The sequence below is a fragment of the Streptomyces sp. NBC_01092 genome (assembly GCF_045039535.1).
Classification (GTDB): domain Bacteria; phylum Actinomycetota; class Actinomycetes; order Streptomycetales; family Streptomycetaceae; genus Streptomyces.
This window is the reverse complement of record NZ_CP108659.1, coordinates 10039906-10065794: the sequence shown is the minus strand read 5'-3', so window position 1 is coordinate 10065794 and position 25889 is coordinate 10039906. Positions and strand designations below refer to the sequence as shown.

The 25889-nt window shown below is 71.9% G+C and carries 19 protein-coding genes; 8 read left to right on the top strand and 11 right to left on the bottom strand.

The window, feature by feature from the left end; translation table 11 throughout:
• Positions 1-16: 16 nt before the first annotated feature.
• A complete protein-coding gene (locus tag OG254_RS44660) occupies positions 17-589 on the top strand; it encodes a GNAT family N-acetyltransferase (RefSeq protein ID WP_405593472.1) in 573 nt (190 codons plus the stop codon).
• A 19-nt stretch (positions 590-608) separates the two neighbouring features.
• Here OG254_RS44660 and OG254_RS44655 read toward each other — a convergent pair whose 3' ends face one another.
• The 4 genes from OG254_RS44655 to OG254_RS44640 form a co-directional block, all read right to left on the bottom strand.
• Positions 609-1388, bottom strand: a complete 780-nt coding sequence (locus tag OG254_RS44655; protein WP_405593471.1) for an SDR family NAD(P)-dependent oxidoreductase — start codon at positions 1386-1388, stop codon at positions 609-611.
• A 32-nt stretch (positions 1389-1420) separates the two neighbouring features.
• Positions 1421-2527 (bottom strand): NAD(P)/FAD-dependent oxidoreductase, encoded by a 1107-nt coding sequence (locus OG254_RS44650; RefSeq protein WP_405593470.1) that lies wholly within the window; start codon positions 2525-2527, stop codon positions 1421-1423.
• 225 nt (positions 2528-2752) lie between these two features.
• Complete coding sequence (gene katG / locus OG254_RS44645; RefSeq protein ID WP_405593469.1) at positions 2753-4966, bottom strand: catalase/peroxidase HPI; 2214 nt, start codon at positions 4964-4966, stop codon at positions 2753-2755.
• A gap of 24 nt (positions 4967-4990) precedes the next feature.
• Complete coding sequence (locus OG254_RS44640; RefSeq protein WP_351198629.1) at positions 4991-5440, bottom strand: Fur family transcriptional regulator; 450 nt, start codon at positions 5438-5440, stop codon at positions 4991-4993.
• Between the two features lie 200 nt (positions 5441-5640).
• Between OG254_RS44640 and OG254_RS44635 the strand changes: the two genes are divergently transcribed.
• Entirely contained in the window at positions 5641-7014 is a 1374-nt protein-coding gene (locus OG254_RS44635; RefSeq protein ID WP_405593468.1) for an alpha-lytic protease prodomain-containing protein, read from the top strand.
• A 77-nt stretch (positions 7015-7091) separates the two neighbouring features.
• On the opposite strand, the gene OG254_RS44630 is transcribed toward OG254_RS44635, so the two are convergent.
• From OG254_RS44630 to OG254_RS44610, 5 genes are read right to left on the bottom strand one after another with little or no spacing between them, the layout of a single operon-like run.
• Positions 7092-8288 (bottom strand): serine hydrolase domain-containing protein, encoded by a 1197-nt coding sequence (locus OG254_RS44630; RefSeq protein ID WP_405593467.1) that lies wholly within the window; start codon positions 8286-8288, stop codon positions 7092-7094.
• On the bottom strand, positions 8285-9205 hold the full coding sequence (locus OG254_RS44625; RefSeq protein ID WP_405593466.1) for a DUF6895 family protein: 921 nt from the start codon (positions 9203-9205) through the stop codon (positions 8285-8287). The genes OG254_RS44630 and OG254_RS44625 overlap by 4 nt, the downstream gene beginning before the upstream one ends.
• Positions 9202-10221: a DUF6895 family protein gene (locus OG254_RS44620; protein ID WP_405593465.1), complete on the bottom strand. Its 1020-nt coding sequence runs from the start codon at positions 10219-10221 to the stop codon at positions 9202-9204. Before OG254_RS44620 ends, OG254_RS44625 begins: the two co-directional genes overlap by 4 nt.
• Positions 10218-10928, bottom strand: coding sequence for a hypothetical protein (locus OG254_RS44615; protein WP_405593464.1), 711 nt, complete (start codon positions 10926-10928; stop codon positions 10218-10220). Before OG254_RS44615 ends, OG254_RS44620 begins: the two co-directional genes overlap by 4 nt.
• A gap of 22 nt (positions 10929-10950) precedes the next feature.
• The gene (locus OG254_RS44610; RefSeq protein ID WP_351198641.1) at positions 10951-11136 is read right to left on the bottom strand and encodes a hypothetical protein; all 186 of its coding nucleotides are present in this window, start codon (positions 11134-11136) and stop codon (positions 10951-10953) included.
• 626 nt (positions 11137-11762) lie between these two features.
• Between OG254_RS44610 and OG254_RS44605 the strand changes: the two genes are divergently transcribed.
• From OG254_RS44605 to OG254_RS44595, 3 genes are all read left to right on the top strand, one after another.
• Positions 11763-14345 (top strand): AAA family ATPase, encoded by a 2583-nt coding sequence (locus OG254_RS44605; protein WP_405593462.1) that lies wholly within the window; start codon positions 11763-11765, stop codon positions 14343-14345.
• A 3-nt stretch (positions 14346-14348) separates the two neighbouring features.
• Positions 14349-17126, top strand: coding sequence for an AAA family ATPase (locus tag OG254_RS44600; protein WP_405593460.1), 2778 nt, complete (start codon positions 14349-14351; stop codon positions 17124-17126).
• A gap of 420 nt (positions 17127-17546) precedes the next feature.
• Positions 17547-18239: a LuxR C-terminal-related transcriptional regulator gene (locus OG254_RS44595; protein ID WP_405593459.1), complete on the top strand. Its 693-nt coding sequence runs from the start codon at positions 17547-17549 to the stop codon at positions 18237-18239.
• A 64-nt stretch (positions 18240-18303) separates the two neighbouring features.
• Here OG254_RS44595 and OG254_RS44590 read toward each other — a convergent pair whose 3' ends face one another.
• Both OG254_RS44590 and OG254_RS44585 read right to left on the bottom strand, forming a co-directional pair.
• Complete coding sequence (locus tag OG254_RS44590; protein ID WP_405593457.1) at positions 18304-19077, bottom strand: thioesterase II family protein; 774 nt, start codon at positions 19075-19077, stop codon at positions 18304-18306.
• 134 nt (positions 19078-19211) lie between these two features.
• Positions 19212-22064 (bottom strand): AAA family ATPase, encoded by a 2853-nt coding sequence (locus OG254_RS44585; protein ID WP_405593455.1) that lies wholly within the window; start codon positions 22062-22064, stop codon positions 19212-19214.
• A gap of 361 nt (positions 22065-22425) precedes the next feature.
• Between OG254_RS44585 and OG254_RS44580 the strand changes: the two genes are divergently transcribed.
• The 3 genes from OG254_RS44580 (at position 22426) to OG254_RS44570 (ending at position 25887) form a co-directional block, all read left to right on the top strand.
• On the top strand, positions 22426-23607 hold the full coding sequence (locus OG254_RS44580; protein WP_405593454.1) for a cytochrome P450: 1182 nt from the start codon (positions 22426-22428) through the stop codon (positions 23605-23607).
• 215 nt (positions 23608-23822) lie between these two features.
• Entirely contained in the window at positions 23823-24998 is a 1176-nt protein-coding gene (locus OG254_RS44575; RefSeq protein ID WP_405595570.1) for a cytochrome P450, read from the top strand.
• Positions 24999-25053: 55 nt separating this feature from the next.
• The gene (locus tag OG254_RS44570) at positions 25054-25887 is read left to right on the top strand and encodes a phytanoyl-CoA dioxygenase family protein (RefSeq protein ID WP_405593452.1); all 834 of its coding nucleotides are present in this window, start codon (positions 25054-25056) and stop codon (positions 25885-25887) included.
• The last annotated feature ends 2 nt before the right edge of the window (positions 25888-25889 follow it).

Sequence of the window (25889 nt, the reverse complement as noted above, 5' to 3'; positions counted from 1 at the left end):
GTGACATCGTGGTGCCATGGCCATAGAAGTCCGCCCGGCATCCGTCTTCGAGGACGTCCGTGCGGTGCTCGGCCCGAAGTCGCCGACGGCGAACGTCTGTTGGTGCCTGAGCTACCGCATCCCGTCGAAGCTGAACAACGAGCTGCGCGGACCGGCCCGGGGTGAGTACGTCGCCGAGCTGTGCCGCGCCGATCCCCCTCCGGGGGTGCTCGCCTACGACGGTGACGAACCGGTCGGCTGGGCCGCGGTGGCACCGCGCTCGGCCACGTCCTTCGCCCGCAACCGCAAGATCCCGCACGTCGACGACCTGCCGGTGTGGTCGCTGTGGTGCATCCGGGTCCGCCCGGGCCATCGCAAGCAGGGGATCAGCCACGCCCTGATCGCCGGAGCGGTCGAGTTCGCCCGCGACCGCGGCGCTCCGGTGATCGAGGCGTACCCGCTCGACAACGGCGACGCCCGGGTCGACCTGACGATGGCGTACGCCGGGCTCCGTAGGAACTTCGAGCGCGCGGGGTTCGTCCATGTCGCCGACACGACGTCTGTGCTGTCCGGTCATCCCCGGATCCTGATGCGGCTCGACCTGCGCTGAGGGACCGGTCGGCGAGGGCTCAGTGCACGGAGAATCCTCCATCGACGAAGATCGACTGTCCGGTGACGTAGGCGGATGCGCGGCTCGCGAGGAACACCGCCGCGCCGGCGAAGTCCTCCGCGAGTCCGTTGCGCCCGACCATCGTGCGGGCGGCGAGCGCCGCGACCTTCTCCGGGTCGGCGGAGAGGCGCTCGTTGAGGGGCGTCATGACGAACCCGGGCACCAGCGTGTTGCAGGTGACGCCGTACGACGACCACGCCTCCGCCTGTGAGCGGGCCAGCGATTCCAGCGCCCCCTTGGAGACGCCGTAGGCGCCGCTCTGGACGAACGCCCGGTGTGCCTGCTGCGAGGTGACGTGGATGATCCGCCCGAAGCCGCGCTCGGCCATGCCGGGCCCGAATCGCTGCCCCAGCAGGTAGGGCGCGTCCAGGTTCACGGCCATGGTGGTGTCCCACACGTCCTCGCCCAGCTCTCCCATGGGCGGCCGCAGATTGATCCCGGCGCAGTTGACGAGGATGTCGGGCTCCCCGAACGCCTCGACCGCGTCCTCGGCCGCCGCGCGCACACCGTCCCGCGTGCCCAGGTCCGCGCTCACCCAGGCCGCCCGGCAGCCGTGGGCGTCCAACTCGCCGACCGTCGCGGCCAACTCGGCCTTCCTGCGCGCCACGACCACGACAGCGGCTCCCGCTCGGGCGAGGGCCTCGGTGATGGCGCGTCCGATACCGGAACTGCCACCGGTGACGACGGCCACGCGGCCTTCCAGGGAGAACAGTTCGGACAGGTAGGGGCTCGAGATCATGCCCGCACCCTACTCAGGCCGCGCGGCAGCGCTCACGCGGCGGTGTAGCCGAGCTGGCGCCGCATGTAGGGCGTCATGAGGTTCCTCGCCTTGGCCACGGTCGTGGTGCGGCTGCCGAGGACCGCCGTCTCGCCGCCCGGTACGGGCAGGACCGTCACGCCGTCGGCCGGGCCGAACGGGACGATGAGCGGGGTGCGGTGGATCGGCCGGTAGAAGCGGGGCTGCTTGCGGTGCTTTCCGGCGCTGTGGAGGTAGGCGCGGATGTTGTGGGCCGCCAGGTCGGCCTGGGCGAGCGCGGCCGGGGTGATCTTGAGGTCGGTCGCGTCGTTCACGTCACCGACCGCGAACACCTCCAGCCACCCGCGCAGGCGCAGCGCCTCGTCGACCTTGACGTGCCCCGTGCCGTTCAGCCAGTCCCCGTGGCCGGCCAGCCGTAGCCAGAGCGTGTTGGGTGTGGTGCCGGTCGCCCAGAAGGAGCGGTCGGCCTCGACGATGTTGCCGCGGGCATCGCGGTAGGTGCCGAAGTCGTTGCCGGGGGACATGAAGGCGTCCAGCCGCACCTCCACTCCATGGGACTGAAGCCACTCCCGTGCCTTGCGCCCGGCCCGCGCGCTCCCCGTGGAATGCAGCAGCTCCGGCCCGGAGTGCGCGAGCGTGACCCGGGCGTCCGGCCGGACGAGACGTATCTCGGCGCTGAGCTCGACGCCGGAGGGGCCGCCGCCGACGACGAGGACGTGCTCGGCCGTCGCGATGTGCTGCTGGTGGGTGACGAAGGACTTCACCGCCTCCTCGGTGGTGGTGCCGCTGAAGCGGGCCGGCTCGGGGTAGTCGGCGCCGGTGGCGATCACCAGGACGTCGTACGGGAGCCGCTCGCCCGTGCCGAGGACCACCTGTCGCTCGGTGGTGTCGATGCGGACCGCCTTGCCCACGGCCACGCGGCCGTTGCGCAGCAGCCGGTCGTAGGGGATGAAGGGGCTGTGCGACCAGTCCGGCCGTACTCCGGCGCGCAGGGAGGCGATGCGGTGGAAGAAGACCTCCTTGCGGTCCACCAGCGTGACCCTCGCGGTCGTGTCGAGTCGCTTTGCCAGACGGACGCCGGCATAGCCGCCGCCGATCACCACTACGTCGCCGTCGAGCACGCCGAGTCTCCTGTGCAGGTGGGGGGATGCTGGAGTGAGTGGCGCGGCAGGTGGGCCGCCCTTGGCCACTCCCCTGTTTCCGCGACACTATCGCTTGAAACATAAATAATTGATGGGGCTCGGTGTGCGTTCTGTGAAAGGTGGGGCCCCTGAGGCACCGGTAGGCAAAAGAAAACGTCCAGGCCGACCCCTGCGGGCCTGCCTGGACGTCTTACTGCGGACGGATCAGACGAGGTCGAACCGGTCCAGGTTCATGACCTTGACCCACGCCTCGACGAAGTCCTTGACGAACTTCTCCTTCGCGTCGTCGCTCGCGTAGACCTCGGCGAGGGCGCGCAGCTCGGAGTTGGAGCCGAAGACGAGGTCGGCACGGGTGCCGGTCCACTTGACCTCGCCGGAGGCGTCACGGCCCTCGAACGTGGTCTGGTCCCCGGAGGTGGACTTCCAGGTCGTGCCCAGGTCGAGCAGGTTGACGAAGAAGTCGTTCGTCAGCTTGCCCGGCGTCTCGGTGAGAACGCCGTGCTTGGACCCGTTCTGGTTGGCGCCCAGGACGCGCAGGCCGCCGACCAGGGCGGTCATCTCGGGGGCGCTCAGCGCGAGCAGGTTGGCGCGGTCCAGCAGCAGGTACTCGGCCGGCAGGCGGTTGCCCTTGCCGAGGTAGTTGCGGAACCCGTCGTACGACGGCTCGAGCGCCGCGAACGACTCGGGGTCGGTGTGCTCCTCGGTCGCGTCGACACGGCCCGCGGCGAACGGGACCTCGACCGCGACACCGGCGTCCGCCGCGGCCTTCTCGACGGCGGCGGAGCCACCGAGGACGATCAGGTCGGCCAGGGAGACCTTCTTGGCGCCGGAGTTGAACTCGCCCTGGATGCTCTCCAGGGTGCGCAGGACCTGCGCGAGCTCGTCCGGGTCGTTGACCTCCCAGCCGCGCTGCGGCTCCAGGCGGATGCGGCCGCCGTTGGCACCGCCGCGCTTGTCGCTGGCGCGGTGCGTGGCGGCGGACGCCCACGCGGCCTTGACCAGCTGCGGGACGGTCAGACCGGAGTCGAGGATCTTGGCCTTGAGCGCCGTCACGTCGGCGGCGTCGATGGCCTCGCCCTCGGCCGCGGGCAGCGGGTCCTGCCACAGCAGGGTCTCCGCCGGGACCTCCGGGCCGAGGTACAGGGACTTCGGGCCCAGGTCACGGTGGGTCAGCTTGTACCAGGCGCGGGCGAAGGCGTCCGCGAACTCGGCCGGGTTCTCGTGGAAGCGCTTCGAGATCGGGCCGTAGATCGGGTCGAAGCGCAGCGAGAGGTCGGTGGTGAGCATCGTCGGGAGCTTCTTCTTCGACGCGTCGTGCGCGTCGGGGATGATCTCCGCGGCGTCCTTGGCCACCCACTGGTTGGCGCCGGCCGGGGACTGGGTCAGCTCCCACTCGTAGCCGAAGAGGATGTCGAAGAAGTCGTTGCTCCACTGGGTGGGCTTGGTGGTCCAGGTGACCTCGAGACCGGAGGTGATGGCGTCGCCGCCCTTGCCGGTGCCGTGGGTGGACTTCCAGCCCAGGCCCTGCTGCTCCATGGAGGCGGCCTCGGGGTCGTCGCCGACATTCTCCGCGGGGCCGGCGCCGTGGGTCTTGCCGAAGGTGTGACCACCGGCGATGAGGGCGACGGTCTCCTCGTCGTTCATCGCCATGCGGCGGAACGTCTCGCGGATGTCGCGGGCCGCGGCGATCGGGTCCGGGTTGCCGTTCGGGCCCTCGGGGTTGACGTAGATGAGGCCCATCTGGACGGCGCCGAGCGGGTTCTCCAGCTCACGGTCGCCGGAGTAGCGCTGGTCGTCGAGCCAGGTGGTCTCGGGACCCCAGTACACGTCCTCGTCGGCCTCCCAGACGTCGGCGCGGCCGCCGCCGAAGCCGAAGGTCGTAAAGCCCATCGTCTCCAGGGCGACATTGCCGGTGAGGATCATGAGGTCGGCCCAGGAGATGGACTGGCCGTACTTCTTCTTGACCGGCCACAGCAGACGGCGGGCCTTGTCCAGGTTGCCGTTGTCCGGCCAGCTGTTCAGCGGGGCGAAGCGCTGCTGACCGCGGCCGCCACCGCCGCGGCCGTCGCTGATGCGGTAGGTGCCGGCGCTGTGCCAGGCCATCCGGATCATCAGCGGGCCGTAGTTGCCGAAGTCGGCGGGCCACCAGTCCTGCGAGGTGGTCAGCACCTCGGCGATGTCCCGTTTCACGGCCGCCAGGTCGAGGGCCTGGAACGCCTCGGCGTAGTCGAAGTCGGCGCCGAGCGGGTTCGCGACGACCGGGTCCTTGGCGAGGATCTTCAGGTTGAGCCGCTCCGGCCACCACTGACGGTTGCCGCCGCCCTGCGTCGGGTGCGCGGCGCGACCGTGCGCGACGGGGCAGCCACCGGTGCCCTCATCCTTCGCGTCAGTGACGATCGCATCGGGGTTCTCAGCCATGGGAAACCTTCCGAACTAGGTGGATCACAGTGCTCGGGGTGCACTGTTGGCGGTGGAACAGTCGGGGCACAGGCCCCAGTAGATGACCTCGGCCTCGTCGATGGAGAAGCCGTGGTCGTCGGACGCGGTCAGGCAGGGCGCCTCGCCGACCTCGCAGTCGACGTCTGCGACGACACCGCACGAACGGCACACGATGTGGTGGTGGTTGTCGCCGACCCGCCCCTCGAACCGGGCGGGGCTGCCGGCCGGCTCGATACGACGTATGAGTCCCGCCGCGGTGAGCGCGTGAAGGCCCTCGTACACGGCTTGAAGGGAGACATGACCTACGCGATCACGCACCCCGGAGGCGATGGCCTCGACACCGAGATGGTCACCGGCCCGGACGGACTCGAGCAGCGCGACACGCGCCGCCGTCACCCTCAGGCCGGCACCGCGGAGCTCCTCGGCGGGGGTCGGAGTCTGGGATGCGGTCATGTGGACAACCTACCTCCGTAAACACGAACGATTCAAGAAAACGAATGATGAAACTCTGGTGATCCTCCCGCTGGCGTACAGGGCGGCCAACGGCGCCCCCCAAAGCGCGAAAAATCATCTTTTCTGACATTGACTCATGTCTTTGTGTCAAGGCCTCCATCTGGTCGGAATCCCACGCGTACTCGATGGAGGTACATCGCATGCTCCGCAGACATACGGCGGCCGGTCGCCGCGCCGCCCTGACCGCTCTCGGCGTCCTCGCCCTCACCGGCGTCACCACGGCCGCCACGGCGGCGCCGCCTCCGCCGGCGCCCGCGTCCACGGCCGCGCAGACGCTCGGTGCCGACCGGCCGCCGGCCGCGGTGGTGCGTGCCATGGAGCGTGACCTGAAGCTGAAGCCGGGGCAGGCTGCCGAGCGGCTGGTCAACGAGGCGGAGGCGGGGGTCCGTGCGGGACGCCTGCGCAACTCGCTGGGCAAGCGCTTCGCGGGCGCCTGGCTGCGGGGCGCGACCTCTGCCGAGCTCGCCGTCGCGACCACGCACTCCAATGACGTGTCCGCCATTCAGGCGCAGGGCGCGAAGGCCATCGTCGTCAAGCATCCGCTGGCCGAGCTCCAGGCCGTCAAGGACAAGCTGGACAAGGCCGCGACCAGCGCCAACACGCGCGACACACCGGTCTGGTACGTCGACGTGCCGACCAACCGCGTGGTCGTCCAGGCAGTCAAGCAGTCGGCCGCCACCGCGTTCATCAAGACGGCCGGCGTCCAGGACGAGGGCGTGGCCGTCACCGTGTCCGCGCAGCGGCCGCGGCCGCTGGCGGACCTCGTCGGCGGCGACGCTTATTACATCGAGGGCTCCGCCCGCTGCTCCATCGGGTTCTCCATCACCAAGGACACCCAGCAGGGCTTCGCCTCGGCGGGCCACTGCGGCAACGCCAAGGACTCGACCACCGGGTCCAACATGGCCGCGCAGGGCACTTTCCAGGCCTCCACCTTCCCCGGCAAGGACATGTCCTGGGTATCCACCAACAGCACCTGGACCGCCACGGCCGACGTGGAGAGCGAGGGCGGCCAGCGCACGCAGGTCACCGGCTCGGTCCAGGCGCTCGTCGGCTCGTCGATCTGCCGCTCCGGCTCCACCACCGGCTGGCACTGCGGGACCATCGAGCAGCACGACACGAGTGTCAGCTACTCCGAGGGCACCGTGGACGGCGTCACCGAGACCACCGTGTGCGCCGAGCCGGGTGACTCCGGCGGCCCGTACATCTCCGGCTCCCAGGCACAGGGCGTGACCTCCGGCGGCTCGGGTGACTGCACGGACGGCGGGACCACCTTCTACCAGCCGATCAACCCGATCCTCAGCGACTTCGGCCTCGTCCTGAAGACCGCGACCGCACAGGCAGGCTCCCCCGCACCGAAGGACAACGGGACGGCCACCACATGGTCCGCGGGCCGCGTCTACGAGGCCGGCAGCACGGTGAACCACGCGGGCCTGCGCTACCAGTGCCTGCAGAGCCACCAGGCGCAGGGCAAGTGGTCGCCGGGCGCCACCCCGGCCCTGTGGCAACGGATGTAGGCGGACGCAGGAGTCGTACGGCTCACGGTGCGGGGCGCGGGCCCCGCACCGTAAGCCGCTCCGCGGGGCTCGCCCCGTCACTCGTCCGCCAGGAACGCGTACGCGGTCGCGATGAAGGCGTCGCGGGCGCGGAAACGGCGGGTGCACAGCGCGGCCAGGGCGGTGCCCGTGTCCGGCCGAAAGCCGAGGAAGGCCTGCTGGCCGAGGGTCGCGCCGCTGTGGAAGTACATCGGTCCGCCGTCCGTGGGGTGCCGGAACCACGCCATCGTGTGCACGTGCCGGCGCCCGAGGCCGCGCCGCAGCACGGGAGTGCGGACCGCCCGCAGGGCCCCGGCCGGCGGGCCGGCCGGGTCGAGGTGGGCCTCCAGGAACGTGAGCAGGTCGTGCGGAGTCGCGCGGACGGCACCGGCCGCCTCGAATCCTCCGGCGTCGAAGGGGAGGGTGGGTGTGCGTCCGTCCTTGCCGTGCCCGAGGGCGTCGGTCTTGCGGTCCTGCGGCCGTAGGGCGGTGCCGCTCAGCCCGAGCGGACGCAGTACGTGCGCGCCTAGCAGTGCCTCCCACGCCGTGCCGGACGCGGTGGCGAGCGCGTGGCCGAGTACGGCGACGCCGAAGTTGGAGTACTGCCACCGGGTGCCGGGGCGATGCCGTGGGCGGTGGCGCAGGAAGGCCTCGGTCACCCGCTCGGCCGGGTAGCGGCCGTAGGGGTTGGTGCGCCAGGCGGGCAGCGCGCGGGGGTAGAAGTCGCCGGGCAGGGTGGGCAGGCCGGCCGTGTGGGTGATGAGGTGCGCGAGTGTCACCGGGGCCGCGTCGGCCCGGCGGTCCGGGTCGAGCAGGGCGGCGGCCGGCTCGCCGCCGGTCAGCACTCCCCGCTGGATGAGCTGGGCCAGCAGCAGTCCGGTGAACGCCTTCGAGGCGGAACCGATCTCGTACCGCAGGTCCTGTCGCGGAACGGGAGGGTGCGGGGCGGTGCCGCCGCAGTACAGGGTGCGCCGGCCGAACCGGGAGACGGCGAAGACGACGTCGGGTGCGTCGACGGCTTCGACGGCACGCGCGAGCCGATCCCGCAGGGTGTCGTCGTCGCTGCCGACGGGGACACCCGAAGGGGGCTGGTCCGGCCGGGCGTTGCCCAGAGGGCCGCCGGTGCGCGGCGGTTGGGGCTCGCCCCTTCCGTGGGCGCCGCCCCGGAGGATGCGACCCGCCGGAGGGGCCTGATCCCCGGCAGCCCGCTGCTCGTCGTCGCCGATGCCCGGCCAGGGCGCGAGACGGAGCGTCATGGCGTGGCGTGGGTCAGTTCGGTGAGGGCTCGGGAGGTGGCCAGCACCGAGGCGAACGCGGCGACCAGGGTGGGGTGGTAGATCATGTCGAACAGCTCGTCCGGCTCGCCCTCCGGCATCGTCCGTACGGCGGGCATGGCGCCGTCGGGCTGCTGGGCGGCGGCGAAGCCCTCCCAGGCGCGCTCGTCCAGGGTGGGGCGTGGCAGGCAGGCGTCGACGACGAGGAGTTCGCCGAGCAGGTCCCAGCGCTTCAGATCCAGCCAGTCGTCGATCCAGACCGGCAGCCAGGTGGCGAGGTAGTCGGCGATGTCCGGCGGCAGGGCCTCGGGGTGCTCGCCCCAGTCGGTGAGGTGGAACACCGTGTGGGTGACGTCGTAGGCGATGTGCCCGCTGACCGTCCAGGGTTCGGGCGTGCGGGCCAGCCAGGTCGGAGCGACGAGGGCCGCCTCGGGCGGGCGGGGCGTGAGGCCGAAGCGGCGCTGGAACGCGGCCAGTCCCAGGCGCCGGGTCGGGTCGAGTTCGAGGGCCGACCAGCTTTCGAGCCGGTGGTAGAGGACGGTGGCGCGCTCCACCTCGGGCTCGCTGTAGCCGAGTTCCTTGTAGGGGAGGTACACCTCGAAGGGGATCGGTGACATCGGCTCGATGCGCTGGCCGCGCGCCAGCATCCGACCGCCGTCCAGCGTGTCGCGCCAGGTGTGGTCCAGGAGCCGGCGTGCCAGGTCGGCCTGCCGGGATCCGGCGACGCCCTCGCGGAACAGCACCCGGCAGATCAGGGCGAGTTCGCCGACGGGCTTGAAGCGTTCCAGGAAGCCCACCTCGGGATCGACGTCGGGCTCCAGGCGGAATCCGTCGCGGTGGGCCCACAGCCACTCCAGGGCGCGCACGCCGACGGTGTGCATCAGACGGGTGTCGGTCATCCGGGCACTCCTTGTGCGCCGTGGCGGGTCTGCGTACGGCCCGCGCGCGATCGGTGACCGTCACCGCCCGCGTCGATGTCGTCGTCGCCCTTGCCGGTGAGGCGCTTGACGGTCTGCGCCGCCGCGAAGGCGGCCATCAGGGTGGAGTGGTAGCAGTGCAGGAAGTCCGGCTCCGGACCCGCCGCGCCCTCGCCCCCGGGGTCCTCCTGCGGCAGCGCGCCGCAGTCGTGCTGCGCCCGCGCGATCCGGGTCCAGGCGGCCTGGAAGGTCGGGAGGTCGGGTGGCTGCGGCAGGCTCGCGGCCACGACCAGCAGTTCGCAGCTCAGGTCCCACATCCCGGCGTCCAGGCAGGTGTCGAGCCAGGACGGCAGCCAGTGGGCCAGGTAGGCGGCGAGGTCCGCGGGGACGCCCATGGGGGTGCGTCCCCAGTCGGTGAGGTGGAAGACGACGTGGGTGAGCGCGTACCCCGAGGAGCGCTCGAACGTCCAGGGTTCCGGCAGTCCGCCCAGCCAGGTGCGCCGCAGCACCTGCGCGGACTCGTCCGGCCGGTCGATGCCGCTGCGCCGCTCGGCCTTCAACACGCCGAGCCTGCGGGTGGGTTCCTGTTCGGTGAGCCGCCAGCCCCGGGTGCGGGCCGTCGTCGCGGCGGCGGCCTCGTACCCGGGGTGCCGCAGCCCGGCCGCGGCGAACACGGAGTAGACCTCAAGGGGGTAGGTCGCGAAGGGCTCCAACCGCTGGAGGCGGAGGAAGAGTTCACCCCGGCCGGTCTGCTGCCAGGCGAACCGGAGCAGGTCCGACGCGCACCCGTGCAGCGGGTCCGACGGCGGCAGGTGCGTCCGTACGCTCTGGCAGGTCTGGGCCAGTTCCCCGAGCGGCTTCCAGGTGACGTCGACGTGGCCGTCCTCGGTGAACGCGTCCTCGTCCAGGGCGAAGTCGCCGCGGTGCGCGGACAGCCAGGCGAACGCGGCGGCGCCCACCTCGCGGATCTCCCTGACGCCCATGGCGGTCGTGGTCATACGAGCGCTCCGGCGGCCCGCATCACCCGTGCCGCCTGTACCTGGAGGGCCACCCGGGGATCGGCGCCGCCCATCAACTCCACGAAGTCCAGGCCGGTTTCGAGACCCAGCGTGTCCGGCACCCCGTCGAGCAGGGTCAGCCAGCGGCCCGCTCCGGCCGCCTGTTGCCAGTCCCTGCGGCGCACCGCCCGTACGAAGCCACGGGCCACGTCGACCGGACGCCCCCGGGCCACCCGGGCCACGGCGCAGTCCTCGCCGGGTACGGCGAGGGGGGCCAGGACCGCGAGTTGGTGGGTCAGTTGTTGCCAGGACGCCTCGTCGAGCCAGTCGGCGTCGGGTTCCGTGTCCTCCTCGCCGGCGGGTGCGCCGGTCAGGGGTGGGTCGAGCCGCCGCAGCGTGCGGCGCATGGCCCAGTGGCTCCACAGGACGGTGGGTGCCGCGTCGGGGCGCGGCGGGAAGGCCTCCACCGTCCGGCGGAACACCTCAAGTGCCTCCGGGGCGGGTGGAGTCGGGAAGAGGGTGTGGGGCAGCAGCAGATCCGCTCCCACCACGCGCACGGCCGCAAGGGCCAGGCTCCCCTCGACATCGCTCATCGCCCCCGTGCCGGACATGCGCACGTGGTCTCCGCCCCGAAGGGCGGAGACCACATCGGACGCAATGTCCTGCACCGAGCCCTGCAAGAGGGCCGAAGTGCCTGACTGCTCCATTCAGATGCTCCCGTCGGTTCCGCTAGCCCTTCTTCGGGCGAGGGGTCGGCGGGGACAGCAGCAGCTTGGTGTCCGCGGAGAGCAGCGCCAGCGCTGCGCACTCGCGGCTGTCGCGGTACACGCCGTCAGGTTCTGCCGGGTCGAGTGCCGCTTCGAGGTCGGTCCGCACTTCGGTCGTTTCCTCGATCGCCTTGTCGATGGAAGGCATATCACCATCTCCTCTGGGGTCAGCCATAGCCTCCACAACCAAGAGCACCACACGGCCACAAAGCGCGCATCTTTTCGCACACGGTGCGTTACGTCCGTTGTTCAACATTCCGGACGTCGGCCGGTGCGGCCGTGCGCCGTTCGCGTATCGGCCGGGGAATTGGAATCGAAGTCAACTGAAGGGGAGTCAGGATTCCGTCGTCGATCCGGTTGGATTCGTTTTTACTCCGCTGGGTACAGATGATGCCCAACTGCGGCCCACTGAACGGGAATCAACTGCTCACCCGAGTTACCGGCCAGTTTCCCGCAGATGACTCGGCGATGGAGGGTACCGATCCAAGTACCCGGCCTGATCAGCCCGGTTGACGAGCAGGGAACGGTCGAGAGGCCGCAGCGGGATTCAACCAACGCGCCTCTGCCGGTGCCACTCACTTATCAACGCGTGTTGATTCCTCAGTAACCTCAAAAAAAGCTCAGGGATCCCCGGGTAAACCTGTAATGGGGCTGCGTGGCTCGCTAATGTCCGATTCGAAGGAGCAGGTCACCGGCTGTCATCAGACGAGAGGTGCGCATGCGACCCCCCACCGCCCCCCACCTGGTCCGTGCCGCGACCCCCCAGGGTCGCCCATGACCACCACCCCCGCCTTCGTCCCCGCTCAACTCGTCGGCCGCCAGGCCGTGCTCGACGCCCTCGACGGGCTCGTGCGACGCCTGGAGGACGGTGTCTCGGACATCGCGGTCGTCTCCGGCCCCGTGGGCTCCGGCCGCAGCGCCGTCCTCGAACGGGCGGTCGACCGTGCCCGGGCCTCGGGCCTCGCCGTCGGCGTCGCCCGCTGTTCACCACGCGAGTCCCAGATCCCGTACGGCGCCATCACCCAGCTGCTCGGCACGCTGTGCCGGCCGTCCCGGATCGGTGCCCTCGCCTCCGGCATCGGCCCCACCAGCCGCCCGACGGACACCGTCGCCCGGATGTGCGACACACTCCTGGCGCTGTCGGCCGGCAGGCCCGTGCTGCTGGCCGTGGACGACCTGCATCTCGCCGACCCCCATTCGCTGCGCCGGCTGGTCGACGTGATCCACCGCGCCCGGCAGGGCGCCATCCTCGGCGTCGTCACCTCCCCCGTGCCGGTCCGTCAGGTCCTCGACGCCGCGGGTGCCCACCCCGAGGCGCCCTGCCCGGTGCACACCCTGCGCCTCGACGCGTTCACCACCGCCGAGGCACGCAGTGTGGTCGAGGCCCGGGTCGGCCGCCCCGTGCCGCGGTCCGTACTGACGGCGGCCGGCGTCGCCGGCTGGTCCCCCGCCGTCCTGCACGCCGTAGCCGACCGGATCTCCGCCCTCGGCCGCCCCCTGGACACCGACGCCGTACCGCAGCTCATCGCCGCCGCCCGCACCGCCTGGTCCACCCGTGCCTTCACCACCCTGCACGGCCTGCCCAAGAACGTCGTCGCCCTGCTGCGGGCCACGGCCGCGGGCGGGCACCAGTTGGAGCCGGCCCGGCTCGCGGCCCTCGCCGGGCTCGACGCCACCGCCTTCGCCGACGCCGTGGACGCCCTGCGGGCCTGCGGACTGCTCGCCGACACCGACATACCCCGGCTGCGCCACCCCTGGTTCGCCGATGACGTCCTGGCGGGCATGACCGGGCCCGAACGCGACCGGCTGCACCGTCGCGCCGCGTCACTGCACGGGCAGGAGGGCTCCCGCCTCGGCACCGTCGCCGAGCTGCTCGGTGACGTCACCTCGCTCGTGCGCCCCTGGACGGCGTCGGAGGCGGTCGCCTCCTCCCGGCCGCGGCACGCCGCCGACCTCACGACCGCCACGCTGCGGCACTCGCTGTGCGAGCCGGTGACCGAGACGGAGCGGGCCCGGCGCCTGATCCGGCTGGCCGCCGCCGAGGCCGTCACCGCCCCGCAGGCCGCGGACGGACGGCTGCGGCAGGTGATGCTGCGCCACCTCAGCCGCGAGACCTGGCCGGACGTGCTCAACGCCGCCGACCTGCTGCTCAGCCGCGGCGACGCCGAGACCGCCCGCTGGGTGATCGCCGACGTGCACCAGCGGGCGCTGACCAAGATCCCCGACGACGACCTGCGTCCGCTGCGTGCCCTCGGCCGGCTCGCCCACAAAGAGAAGGGAGGCCTGCCGCTCGTCGCCCCACCGCCCATCCACTCCGACCGCCTGGGCCACCCCGCGCAGTCCGCCGTGCTCGCCTGGACCCTCGCCACCCGCGGCGACGACCGGGCCCGGGTTCTCGAACTCGCCCGTGCGGCGCTGGAGGAGCCCGCGTCCGTGCCGTTCATGTGCCGCATCGCCGCGGCCCGGGCCCTGCTGTGCGCGGACGACGTGCCCACCGGCCTCGACCGCCTGGACGCCGTCGCGGCGGACGCCCGCCGGGGCGACGCCCTCGCGGCGGCCGCCCAGGCCCTGCTCAGCCGCGCCGAGGAACAGGTGCGCCTCGGCCGCGGTGAGGACGCGCTGCGCGAGCTGGCCGCCGCCACACGGGCCCTCCCGCCCGCGTCGTGGCACAGCCTCCTGGCTCCCCGGCTCGCCGCCGCCGAGATCCTCGCCCTGATCCGCTGCGGCCGCGTGGACGAGGCCCGGGCGGTCTCGGAGCGTGCCCGGAGCCGGCCCGAGGGCCACAGCGTCACCACGGCGTTCCTGCTGTACGCCCGCGCCGAGATCGCGCTCATCGACGGGGACGCCGCCCGGGCGCTGCTGCTGCTCGAGGAGTGCGGCCGCATGCTGCGCGCCAAGCGCTGGCGCAACCCCATGCTCATACCGTGGCGCAGCGCCGCGGCCGTCGCCCACCATCACCTCGGCGCCTCTGCCACCGCGGAGGACCTGCTCGTCAAGGAGCGCGATGTCGCCGAGCGCTGGGGGACGCCGAGCGCGTTCACGGCGTTGCGCACCCGCACCCACGAGACCCTGGCGTGCAACGGCGTCGAGGTCCCCTGGACGTCCAGTCCGTCCGCCCCGGATCTGCCCGCCGAGGTACCCGACGGGACCGCCCCGGAGCGGGACCCGCTCACCCCGTCCGAGCGCGACGTGGCCGGCCTCGTCGTGGCCGGTCTGGCCAATCGTGAGATCGCCCGCCAACTGGGCCTGGCCACCCGCACCGTGGAGCTGCGGCTCACGAACACCTACCGCAAGCTCGGCGTCAAGGGGCGCGCCGCCCTCGTCGCCCACCTGCGAGCCCGGCAGGAGGACGCCTGAACCATGCTGCTGGAGCGCGAGCAGGAGCTGGCCGTACTGGACGAGGCGGTGGCCCACGTCCGGGCGGGCACCGGTGTGCTCGTCGTCATCGAGGGCGGCTCCGGCACCGGCACGACGGCCCTGCTGAACCGGCTGGCCGAGCGGGCGACCGCAGCCGGCGCCCTGGTGCTGCGCTCCGGCGGCACGCCCGCCGAACGCACCGTCCCCTTCGGTGTGCTCCGCCGGCTGGTGCTCCCGCTGGTCGCCGAACGCGACCTGCCCGCGCCCCTGCTCACCGCGGCGGCGCCCATCGCCCCCGCCATGGGCCCGTCCGCCCCGGACGGCGAGGCCGACGCCGCCGTGCGCGCCGACACGCTGCACTGGCTGCACATCCTGTTCGCCGGCCTCAGCGCCGAGCGGACCGTGGTGCTCGCCGTCGACGACCTGGGCTGGGTCGACGACGACTCCCTGGGAGCCCTGGCCCACCTCACGGCCCGCCTCGACGGCCTGCGCATGCTGCTGGCCGTGGTCCGCAAGGACGGCCTCGGCACCCGCGACCCGCTCGTCGGCGAGATCTCCGCGGCCGCCACCCACCGCGTCCGGGCCCGCGGACTGACCCGCCGGGGTACGGCGGCGCTGGTGGCCCGCCACTTCGGGGCCGGCTGCCCCGAGGACTTCGGCCGGACCTGTCACGACGTCACCGGGGGCCGCCCGAAGGACCTGAAGGTGCTGTGCGACCGGGCCCGGCTGCGACGCCTCGGCGCACCCCACTGGCACACGCAGCGCCTGCGCGGGCTCGGCGAGTCGCTGCGCCGCGAGCGGCTGCTGTCGCTGCTGCGGCGCGAACCCGTCCTCGACGCCTACCTCAAGGCGACGGCCGTGCTCGCCGACCACGCCACGGACGACCTCGTCGCACAGCTCGCGGGGCTGACCCGGCAGCAGTGCGGGTACGCCCGTGAGGTCCTCACGCACGCGTGGCCGTCCACCGCCGACCAGGGCGAGGCCGCCCACACGCGCGCCGCCTGCGCCGTCGTCCTGCGGGCCATGGGGGACGAGGAGAGCTCACGCCGCCACCGGCAGGCGTCGGCCCTGCTCGACGCGTGCGGCGCCGGGCCGGAGGAGGTCGCGGCGCCACTGCTGCACGTCGACCGGCTCGGCGACCCGTGGGAGATCCATCAGTTGCGCGCCGCGGCGGCGGCCGCCCGCCGCCGGGGCGCGCCGGAGACGGCCGTGCGCTATCTCGGCCGCGCCCTCGTCGACGTAGCCGCCACCAGCCATGTCCGCGCCGAGTTGCTGTACGAACTCGGGGTCACCGAGCTGGACCTGAGGTCCCCGGTGGCGGGCCGCCACTTCGTGCAGGCCGCGCGGCTCATGCCCCGGCTGCGACGCCGCGCCGAGGTCGTCTCCAGCACCCCGCTGGACATCGTGCGCAGCGACCCCGAGGTCGCCGCCCTCGTCCGGGAGACGGCCGCCGGCCTCGGTACTCCGCGGGAGGGCGACCGCCAGGGCGGGTACCTCGCGATGCGGCTGGAGGCCCGGGCACGGTACGCCGACCTGGAGGATCCCGGGCTGGTGACATCGGCGGCGCGCCGGCTGCTCGACCTCGACGAGCAGCGCCACGGCGCCTCGGCGGCCGAACGCGAACTGCGCACCGTGCTCGTGTTCTCGGCGGCCATGGGCGGGCAGTCCGACCACCGCACCGTGGCCCGGATGGCCCGGCAGGTCCTGGAGGAGGAGCCGGCGCACACCGCCCTGAGCGGCCTCGCACTCGAACTGCTGCCGCCGGTGCTCTACTGCACGGACAGCCCGCACGTCGCCGCCTCCTGGCTGGACGCGGCGCGTCTGCACGCCGCGCAGGAGGGCAACCGCGCCACCCTGGCCCGGATCGAGGCGGTGCACGGTCTGGCCCTGCTGGCGCGGGGCGAGGTCGGTGCGGCCCGGGAATGCGGGATGCGCGCCCTCGCACTGGCCGAGGGCGGAACATACAGGGACCGGGTGCACGCCACTCTGGTTCTCGGGCAGGTGGCTCTCGAACTGGGCGACGCCGAACTCGGCGCGCGGCTCCTGGATCCCGCCGAACCGCCCGCCGACCTACGGATGGTCGCCATGTTCGGGGCGCTCTACGGGATGCTCGCGGAACACCGGGGGAACCTTCCGCAGGCGCTGGCGCACTATCTGGACTGCGGGCGGGTCCTGGAACGAGCCGGATGGGTGAACCCGGCGTTCGCGCACTGGCAGATCCGGGTCGCCCTGATCCACCACCGCGCGGGCCGGACCGCCGAGGCCTTCGCCGCCGCCCGGACGCATCACGAACGCGCCCTGGACTGGGGCGCGCCGACCATGCTGAGCCGGGCGCTGCGCCTGCTCGGCAGCATCACCGAGGGCGCGGCGGGCATCGAGTTGCTGCGGCAGGCCGTCGACACCGTCGAAACAGAGGGCAGCCGACTGGAGTTGGCCCGTGCCCTCACCGAATTGGGCCGACGTCTGCAACGTCAGTCGGCTCCGCAGGGCGACCGGCTCTTCCGGCGCGGCCGCGGACTGGCCGCCGAATTGCTCAACGCGCCGTCCGACGCCGAACCCGGCAGCGTTCGCCCTGCCCAGGCGCTCGCGGCCGGGCTCACCCCGGCCGAGACGAGGGTGGCGGAACGCGCGGCACGCGGTCTGAGCAATAGGGAGATCGCGAAGGAACTCGATACGAGTCTCCGGGCCGTGGAAAGACACCTCACGAGCTCGTACCGCAAATTCTGCATTACCGGCCGGGAACAACTGGCCCACGCCATGGGAATGGACGAAACCCGCTAACCTGCCCGGCACGGCTTTGATCTATACCACCGACCTGCGCGGAGTTTTGTTCATTGTGTTCATGGCATCCACGGAACGCACAGCCGTCGCTTTTCCCCCACCTTCGCTACTGCAACTCAGGCGGCATGACCCATGTCCGGACAATCGCTCTGACGTGCACAAGTCCTCACTTGAGCGTTACTTGAGCGTTGCGTTCGCAGGTTACCGAACGGTACTCAAAAGACGTCCGCATACGGGACCGCAATGCGCACCGAACCACCGCCGGCGGGCACCGCAGTCTTAGGCTTGAATAGGGCCCTGTGAACCCTGTATGCCTTGACATGTATTTTCATTCGATGGCAATGTCATGGGTGAAGGAACACTCCCCGCTGCGGGATGCACCACTGGTCATGAGCGCTGAGAGAGAGTGGCCCACCCCCCATGAAAAACGCCGGCCTAGACTCCGCAGAGATCCTGTCCGACGCACCGCGGAACTGGTCTCCGGAACCGTATCGCGACAATTATTTGGCGCTTTTCGAGCAGTCCCTCGTCTGCATCGCCAACCTCGATCTGGAATTCCGGATAATGGAGGCCAACCGGTCCTTCGCCCGCCAATTCGACTGGACCCCCGGGCAGGGAACGGGAAGGGACTTCTGTGAACTCCTGCATCCCAGTGTGCAGGGCAAGCTGAAGAACGAGTTGATCCGTCTGGCGGACGGTCAAAGTCCCCGGTTTGCCGACCACTTGGTCGCGCTGGGTGCGAAGGAGGCTGTTTTCCGGGGTGAGATGACCGGAATCGCCGTGCGGAGCGGTATCGGCCGGGTGGACCGAATTCTGGTGCTGGTCGACCCGGAGCAGTCCGAGACCGGTCCGCAGATCGCCAACGCCCGGCGCAAACTGTTCAGCCCGATGCATGCCCGCATACTGGAGGGAGTGGCTTCGGGCGAGTCGACGGTGCAGCTCGCCACGAAACTCTTCCTCAGCCGCGGCGGAGTGGAGTATCACGTCTCCTCTCTGCTGCGGAAGATGAAGGTGACCAACCGGCCGGCGCTGATATCGAAGAGCTATTCCCTCGGTGTCTTCGCCGTCGGTCAGTGGCCGCCGCGGGTGCGCCCGGAGTTCGTGTCCGACTGACCGCGACCTTCTTTCCAGGCTTCGAGGGCCCCGCCGTTTCCCCCCGGCGGGGCCTTCGGGGGTTTCAGGGCCCGGCCGTGCGGGCGGTTTCGAGCTCCGTCAGGATCTCGGCGTACACCTCGTTCAGGTGGCCCGTGAGGAAGAAGTGGCCGCCGGAGAAGACCCGCACACGGAAGGCGCCCTCGGTGTGGTCGCGCCAGGACTCCGCCTCCGCCAGGGTCGTGCGCGGGTCGGCGTCGCCCGTGAGGACGGTCAGCGCGCCGCGCATCCGGCGTCCGGGCGGACAGGTGTAGGTCTCGATGGCGCGGTAGTCGCCCCGGATCGCGGGCAGCGCCATCCGCAGCAGCTCGTCGTTGCCGAACACGGCCGCGTCGGTGCCGTTGAGCAGCCGCAGCTCCGTGATCACCCCCGCGTCGTCCTGCTGGTGCACCCGCTCGTCCCGGTGGGAGGACGGGGCGCGCCGGCCCGAGGCGATGACGGCGCGCGGCGGATTGGCGCCGAGTTCCTCCAGCCGCAGCGCCGTCTCGAAGGCCAGGACGGCGCCCATGCTGTGGCCGAAGAACACGGTGGGCTTCTCGCTCAGCTCGCGGATCTCCTCGCACAGCAGGTCCGCGAGCTTGCCGATGTCCTCGACGCAACTCTCGGTGCGCCGGTCCTGGCGTCCCGGGTACTGCAGCGCGACCACCTCGACGTCCGGCGAGAAGCGCACCGACACCGGGTGGAAGAAGCTGGCCGAACCACCCGCGTGCGGAAAGCAGACCAGCCGTACGGCGCTGCCCGCACTGGGGTGGTAGCGGCGGATCCACGCCGTGGTGGCGTCGTCGGCGATACGCGACATGGGCGTCCCTTTCCAGAGGTTTCGTCGGTACGACAGCGGCAACCGGCCCGCCGTCGCCGCCCATTGAACGCGGCGCGCCACCCGCAAAACCCTAAACTTCCGGTTCGAGGGGTCGTTGCCCGGCGGCCGCACGCTCAGCCGACGGGTCTGCGCTCGGCGGCGAGGACGGCCGCGAGTTCGCCCCGGCCTCGGATGCCGAGCTTGCGGTACACGCTCGTGAGGTGGAACTCCACCGTGCGCATGGTGAGGAACAGGGCCTCGGCGATCTCGCGGTTGGTGGCTCCGGCGGCGGCCCGGTCGGCGACCTGCCGTTCGCTTCCGCTCAGTGCGTCGGTCGGTGACTCGGTGCCGTGCCGCAGCCGTCCGCCGGCCGCCCCGAGGGCGGGCACGGCCTGGTCGAGGAGCTGCCGGTCCCCGCACAGCACGGCGATGTCGATGGCCCGCCGCAGCCGTTCGCGCGCCCCCTCCAAGTCACCGCGCTCCAGCAGCCGTCGGCCCAGCAGATACTCGGCGCGTGCGTGCTCCAGGCGGCCCGGGCTGCCGTCGAGGAGACGGGCGGCCTCGGTCAGCTCGTCGATGCCGGTGTCGCCGGGGGTGAGGACACCGCGGGCGAAGGCGAGCATGCCCTGGGCGCGGGGCGTGCCCCAGCGCCGCACGGACGGCGCCACGCGTTCGACGACGTCCCGTCCCTCACCGTGCCGGCCGAGGTCGGCGAGCAGTTGTGCGGCGTCGTACCACCAGGGGGCCAGGACGGGGTTGCCGATGCCTGCCTCGGCGAGGCTGTCACCGCACCGCATGAGATGGCCGAGGGCGCCCTCCGGGTCGCCGAGCGCGGCACGCGTCCGGGCCCGGCTCATCATGTAGGTGTGCGACTCCAGTGCGAACTGGTCCAGGCGGGGCCTGCGCACCAGATCGAGGAGTTCCTCGGCGCGCCGGGCGTCGCCCCGCAGGACCAGGACGTCCGCGAGGGTGCATTGCGGTCCGACAGCCCTCTTCACCCGCAGGTCGCGGTGGACGAGGTCGAAGGCGAGCTGTGCGTCCGCCAGCGCCTGCGCGATGTTGCCGGCCCACAGGTGCACCTGGGCGCGGGTGGTGGAGACGAGGGCGCTGTTCCAGGCCTGGCCCCGCTTCTGGGCGTGTTCGAGCAGGGTGGTGAGCACGAACTCGACGGGCTTGATCTCGTCGGCGAGGTACAGGGTGAGGCTGGCGCCGAGGGCGCCCCAACCGCCCAGCAGTACGTCCCCGACCCGCAGGACCCGCTCGGCGGCCGGGACCAGTTCGGCGGCGGGGCGGCCCTCCAGGGTGCCCAGCGCACACAGCATGCCGAGCAGCAGGCGCTCCTCGGCGGTCTCGCCGGGCGGCAGGGTGTGGTCGCGGAAGCGCTCGCTGACGCTGCGCACGGTGGACACCTCGTCGAGCCCGGAGACCAGCGCCATCGCCTCCACGAGGGTGCGCAGCGCCTGTTCGTCCGGGGCGTCGCCGAGGGCGGACTCGACCATGGGCAGTGTCTCGCCGACCAGTTCGAAGGCCCGCAGCGAGTTCTGGGCGCCGAGGGAGGTGATGACGTACTGAAGGACGAGACGGCAGCGCAGGCGCGGGTCGGTGGCGAGGGACAGCGCGTGTTCCAGCCGACTGAGCGCGGTGGGGTGGTCGGAGTGGGCGAGGACCCGGGCCGAGGCGGACAGCAGCTCGATGTCGTCGAGGTCGTGCCGCAGGGCGCGGGAGAGGTACTCGCCGGCGGTGGCGGGGGCGCCGCGCTGCTCGGCGCCGAGTGCGGCGGACCGCAGGACGGTGACCATCCAGGGCTCGGGCACCTCGGGCAGGTGCATCAGCTGGACGGCGACCTGGTCGCTGGGGTGCCCGGAGTCGTTGAGCAGGCGTGCGGCGCGCTCGCGCAGCGCGAGGCGCTCGTCGGCCGGCGTCTCGTCCAGGACGGCCTGGCGCATGAGGTCGTGGCGGTAGGCGAGGGAGTCGGGGCGCAGCAGGCCGGCGGCGCGCAGGGCGTCGACCGCGCGGGCGGCCGGGCCCGGGGTGGTGCCGGCGAGGGCGGCGACGGTTTCGACGTCGTCGGATTCCAGGACCGCGAGCGCCTTGGCCACGGCGAGCCGTTCGGGGGTGAGCCGGTCGAGGTGGAAGCGGGCCACGGTGCCGTGCCCGAGACCGTCGCGGAGTGCGTCGGCGTCGAGTCCGGCGTCCGGGGCGCGTTCCCTCAGCTCGCGGACGAGGAGCTGGACCAGGAACGGGGTGCCGCCGGTGAGCTCCATGCAGCGTGAGACGACGGCGGCGTCGGGCGTGACGGCGAGGGATGCGGCGAGCATCTCGCGTACGGCGTCGTCGGTGAGCGGCTCGACGTCGACGGTGAGGCAGGAGGCGGCGTCGGCCATCTCGTCCAGCACGTCGGGCAGCGCGGGCTCGACCTCGGTGCGCAGCGTGAGGAGCAGGGCGACCGGCAGGCCCTCGGCCCGCCGCAGCAGGAAGCCCAGCCAGCGCAGCGACGCCTCGTCGCACCACTGAACGTCGTCGACGGCGAGGACCAGGGGCCGCTCGGCGGCGAGCGAGGCGGTGAGCCAGTACAGGCCGTGCATGACGCCGTACATGTCGGCGGGCTCGCCGTCGGGGGCGCCGTCCGCGGTGAGGGCGGGCAGGGCGAGCGCGGCGCTGCCCGCCAGCGCGGCACTTCCGGCGAGCAGCGGATGCCGCGCGGGGTCGCCGTCGGTGAGGCTCAGCGGTGCGAACAGTCCGCGCACCGCCTCGTAGGCGGCGCCGCCGCTCTCCTGGCACTTGACGGTGAGGACACGGGCGTCGGCGTCCGGCTCGGCCAGCGCCGCGTGCATGAGCCGGGTCTTGCCGATGCCGGCTGCTCCCCGCAGCAGGACCGCACGTCCGTCGCCCGAACCGTGCAAGTGCTCGCGGATCAGGGCGAGTTCCAGGTCTCGACCGACGAGCGTAGGCTCGTCTTCCGCCTTCAGGCCGGAGGTTAAAGCCACCGCGTCTCCTGTATTGCTCCGCCACACAGAGGAGTTGGCGGAAAGTACGAACCGAACGACCCTTTTCTCGTCCGATCATACGCACGAGCAGGGGTGTTCTTGGCCCGTGCGCGATGCGGTCGCACGCCCGCCGCAGCGGCATTCACTCATTCACGATCGCCAACACAGGACCGACCCGGGGCGCCCTGCCGCCGGTCAGGGGGTGGACCGGAGCAACTGGGTCCGGTTCAGTGGAGGTCCGCGGCGCGGAAGATGAGCGGGATTCACATCTGAGTGTGGCGCACCACACATGAGTAGTGTCGCGGGACGACGCCCCGAACTCTCGGGAATTAATCAGTCCGGGGGCGCCACGCTCGGTCCCATGCCGCACACACCCCGCTTACCCGTACTCGACACCGACTCGCGCCCCGTCTTCGCCGCCGGCCCGCTGCGGGCGCTGCGGGACGAGGCAGCCGTCCGCCGCGTGCGGACCCCGGCCGGCGACGAGGCCTGGCTCGTCACCCGGCACGCCGAGACGAAGGCACTCCTCCACGACCAGCGGCTGGGCCGTTTCCATCCCAGCCCCGCCACCGCACCCAAGTACGTCGACAGCCCGCTCGTCGAGATGCTGATCATCGACGACGCCGACACGGCCCGCGAGATGCACCGCCAGGTCCGTGCCCTCCTCGGCCCGCAGTTCGCGGCGCGCCGCATGCAGGAGCTGAGGCCCCGCGTCGCCGCCGCCGCGCGGGCGCTCGCCGCGGACTTCGCGGACCGTGAGCAACCCGCCGATCTGCACGGGCACTTCGCCCTGCCGTACTCCCTGAGCATCCTGCACGAGCTGATCGGTGTGCCCGCCGAGCAGCGCGAACGCGCCGCGCAACTGCTCGCCGACATCGGCCGGGTCGGCAAGGACGGGCAGGCCGCGCCGGGCCCGGGACCGCTGTTCGCCCTGTTCGGCGCGCTCGCCGAGGCCAAGCGGGCCGAACCGCTGGACGACGTCCTGTCCCGGCTCGTCGCCGCCGACGTCCCCACCGAGCAGGCCGCCGCGCTCGCCGCGACGCTGCTGATGGCGGGCCTGGAGAGCGTGGCGAGTTTCATCACCCTCGGCGTCGCACTGCTCACCCGCCACCCCGAGCGGCAGCGGACGGCGCTCGGCGACCCGGAGGCGATGTCCGCGCTGGTGGAGGAGATTCTGCGCAACGGCAAGCAGTCCGGCTCCGTCCTGCCCCGCTACGCCGCCGCCGACATCGAGATCGCCGGGGTGACCATCCGGGCCGGCGACCTGGTGCTGCTGGACTTCGCGCTGGCCAACCACGACGAGCGCGTCTTCGAGGAGGCCGGGGAGTTCGACCCGCGCCGTGCGCCCAACCCGCATCTGTCGTTCGGGCACGGCATCTGGCACTGCCTCGGCGCCTCACTGGCCCGTATCGAGCTGGCGGAGGCATTCACCGCACTGTTCGAGCGCATGCCGGGGCTGCGTCCGACGGTCGCGCACGAGGAGCTCATGACCAGTGCCGGGCGCCTCGTCGGCGGACCTGCGGAGCTGCCGGTGCGGTGGTAGCGCGGCGTTGCCGGCACATCCCCGTTTCGCCTGCCGGAGCTTCGGTCCCGGCACAACCCCGCACCGCCTGCCGGGACCGCCTCCTGGGACTTCGGATCCCGTGCCAGGACTAGGGATTTGCCCGCCGTGGGCGGCCCATCCTTCCTCTCGCATCGGGGTCACGAAGTCCCGGTGCACCGCCCGGTGAGAGGGGACGGCACGTGACAGCGACAGACATGAAGGACGACGCCGCACGGCAGGTCGACTTCCCGTTCCGCCGGCCCGGCGAACCCTTCCCCCCGCCCGGCTACGCCGAGTTGCGGGGGCGCGACGGGCTGGCGTGGTCCATGATGCCGGGCGGCCAGCGGGTCTGGCTGCTGACCCGGTTCGAGGACGTGCGCGAGGCCCTGCTCCACCCGCATCTCAGCTCGGACTCCCGCAACGAGGGGTTCCCCACCCCAGGACGTACGGGCGGGCCGCCCGCGCAGACCCAGATCCCCGGCTGGTTCGCCACCCTCGACCCGCCCGAGCACGACCGCTACCGCAAGATCCTCATGCAGGACTTCACCGCACGGCGGATGAAGGAACTGCGCCCCCGCATCGAGAAGGTCGTCGAGGACTGCGTGGAGTCGCTGGTCGCCAAGGGCAGTCCGGCCGACCTGGTCGCGGACTACGCGGTGCCGATTCCGTCGCTGGTGATCTGCGAGCTGCTGGGCGTGCCCAATGCCGACCGGGCGTTCTTCGAGTCCCGTATCTCGGTACTGGTCACCCTGTCCGCCACCGACGAGGAGCGGGACCAGGCGACCACGGAACTCCTGCGCTATCTGGGCCGGATGGTCACCATCAAGCGGCACCGGCCCGGTGAGGACATGATCAGCACGATGATCGCCTCCGGGGACCTGGCCCCGATGGAGGTCGGCGGAGCCGCCCTGCTGCTGCTCATCGCCGGCCAGGAGACCACCGCCAACAACATCGCCCTGGGCGCCGTACCCCTCATGACGCACCCGGAGTGGATCGGCGACCCGGGCATCGTGGACGAACTGCTGCGGTTCTACTCCGTCGCCGACCTGGTGCCGTTGCGGGTGGCCGTGGCGGACGTGGAGATCGGCGGCCAGCTGATCAGGGCGGGCGAGGGCGTGGCACCGCTGGTGGCCGCCGCCAACTTCGACGACGGCAGGTTCGCCTGCCCGCACGCCTTCGACCCGGGCCGCTCGGCGCAGGGCCACGTCGCCTTCGGGCACGGCCGGCACAAGTGCCTCGGCCAGCATCTCGTGCGCGTCGAGATGGAACTGGCCTACCGCGTCCTCTTCGAGCGGCTGCCCGGCATCCGGCTCGACTGCGCCGTCGAGGACCTGCGCCACAAGGACTACGGCGTGCTGTACGGGCTCGCCGAACTCCCGGTGCGCTGGTGACCGGCCGGCCGCTGCACCGCTTTGCCGACCCGAACCCACAGAACCAGGATTCCGCATGCCCGCAGACCTGACCCGGCTTCCCGCCTCCGCACCGGTGTCCGACGTCACCGCCGTCCTGGAACGCGACGGCGGTGTGATCGTCGAGAACCTCGTCGACGAGACGACCCTGAAGGGGCTGTGGGGCGACCTCGGTCCCGCGCTCGACGCCGTCGGCTACGGGGACAGCTCGTTCACCGGACAGCGCACCAAGCGGCTCAGCTCACTGTTCGCCCGTTCCCGGCACATGGAGCGGATCGCGCTCGACCCGCTGTACCTGGGCACCGCCCGGGACCTGATCGAACGTCCCTCGACGAACTGGTTCGGCCGGCAGCGCACCGATCTCGCCCCGAACGTCCAGGTCAGCATCACCCAGGTGATCCAGATCTGGCCCGGCGAGACCGCGCAGCCGCCGCACCGCGACGACATCGCGCACCTGCTGCCCAGCCCCGGCCCGACGAACCGGGTGCAGCTCATGCTGGCGATGAGCGAGTTCACCGAGGAGAACGGCGCCACGATGGTCTACCCGGGCAGCCATCTGTGGGAGGCGGAGCGTGCGCCGCGCCCGGAGGAGGCCGTGCAGGCGGAGATGGACCCGGGGTCCTGCCTGATCTGGGTCGGCGGTCTGTTCCACGGCGGTGGCGCGAACCTCGCCGACGACGCTCGCACGGGCCTCACGCTCGCGCTGGTGCGCGGCAATCTGCGCCAGGAGGAGAACCAGTATCTGGCCGTGCCGCGGGAGATCGTCCGTGAGTATCCCGAGGAGCTCCAGCGGCTGCTGGGCTGGGGCCTGTGCCCGCCGTTCCTCGGCTGGTACGAGCAGGAGGACCCGATCCGCCTGCTCGACGACTGACC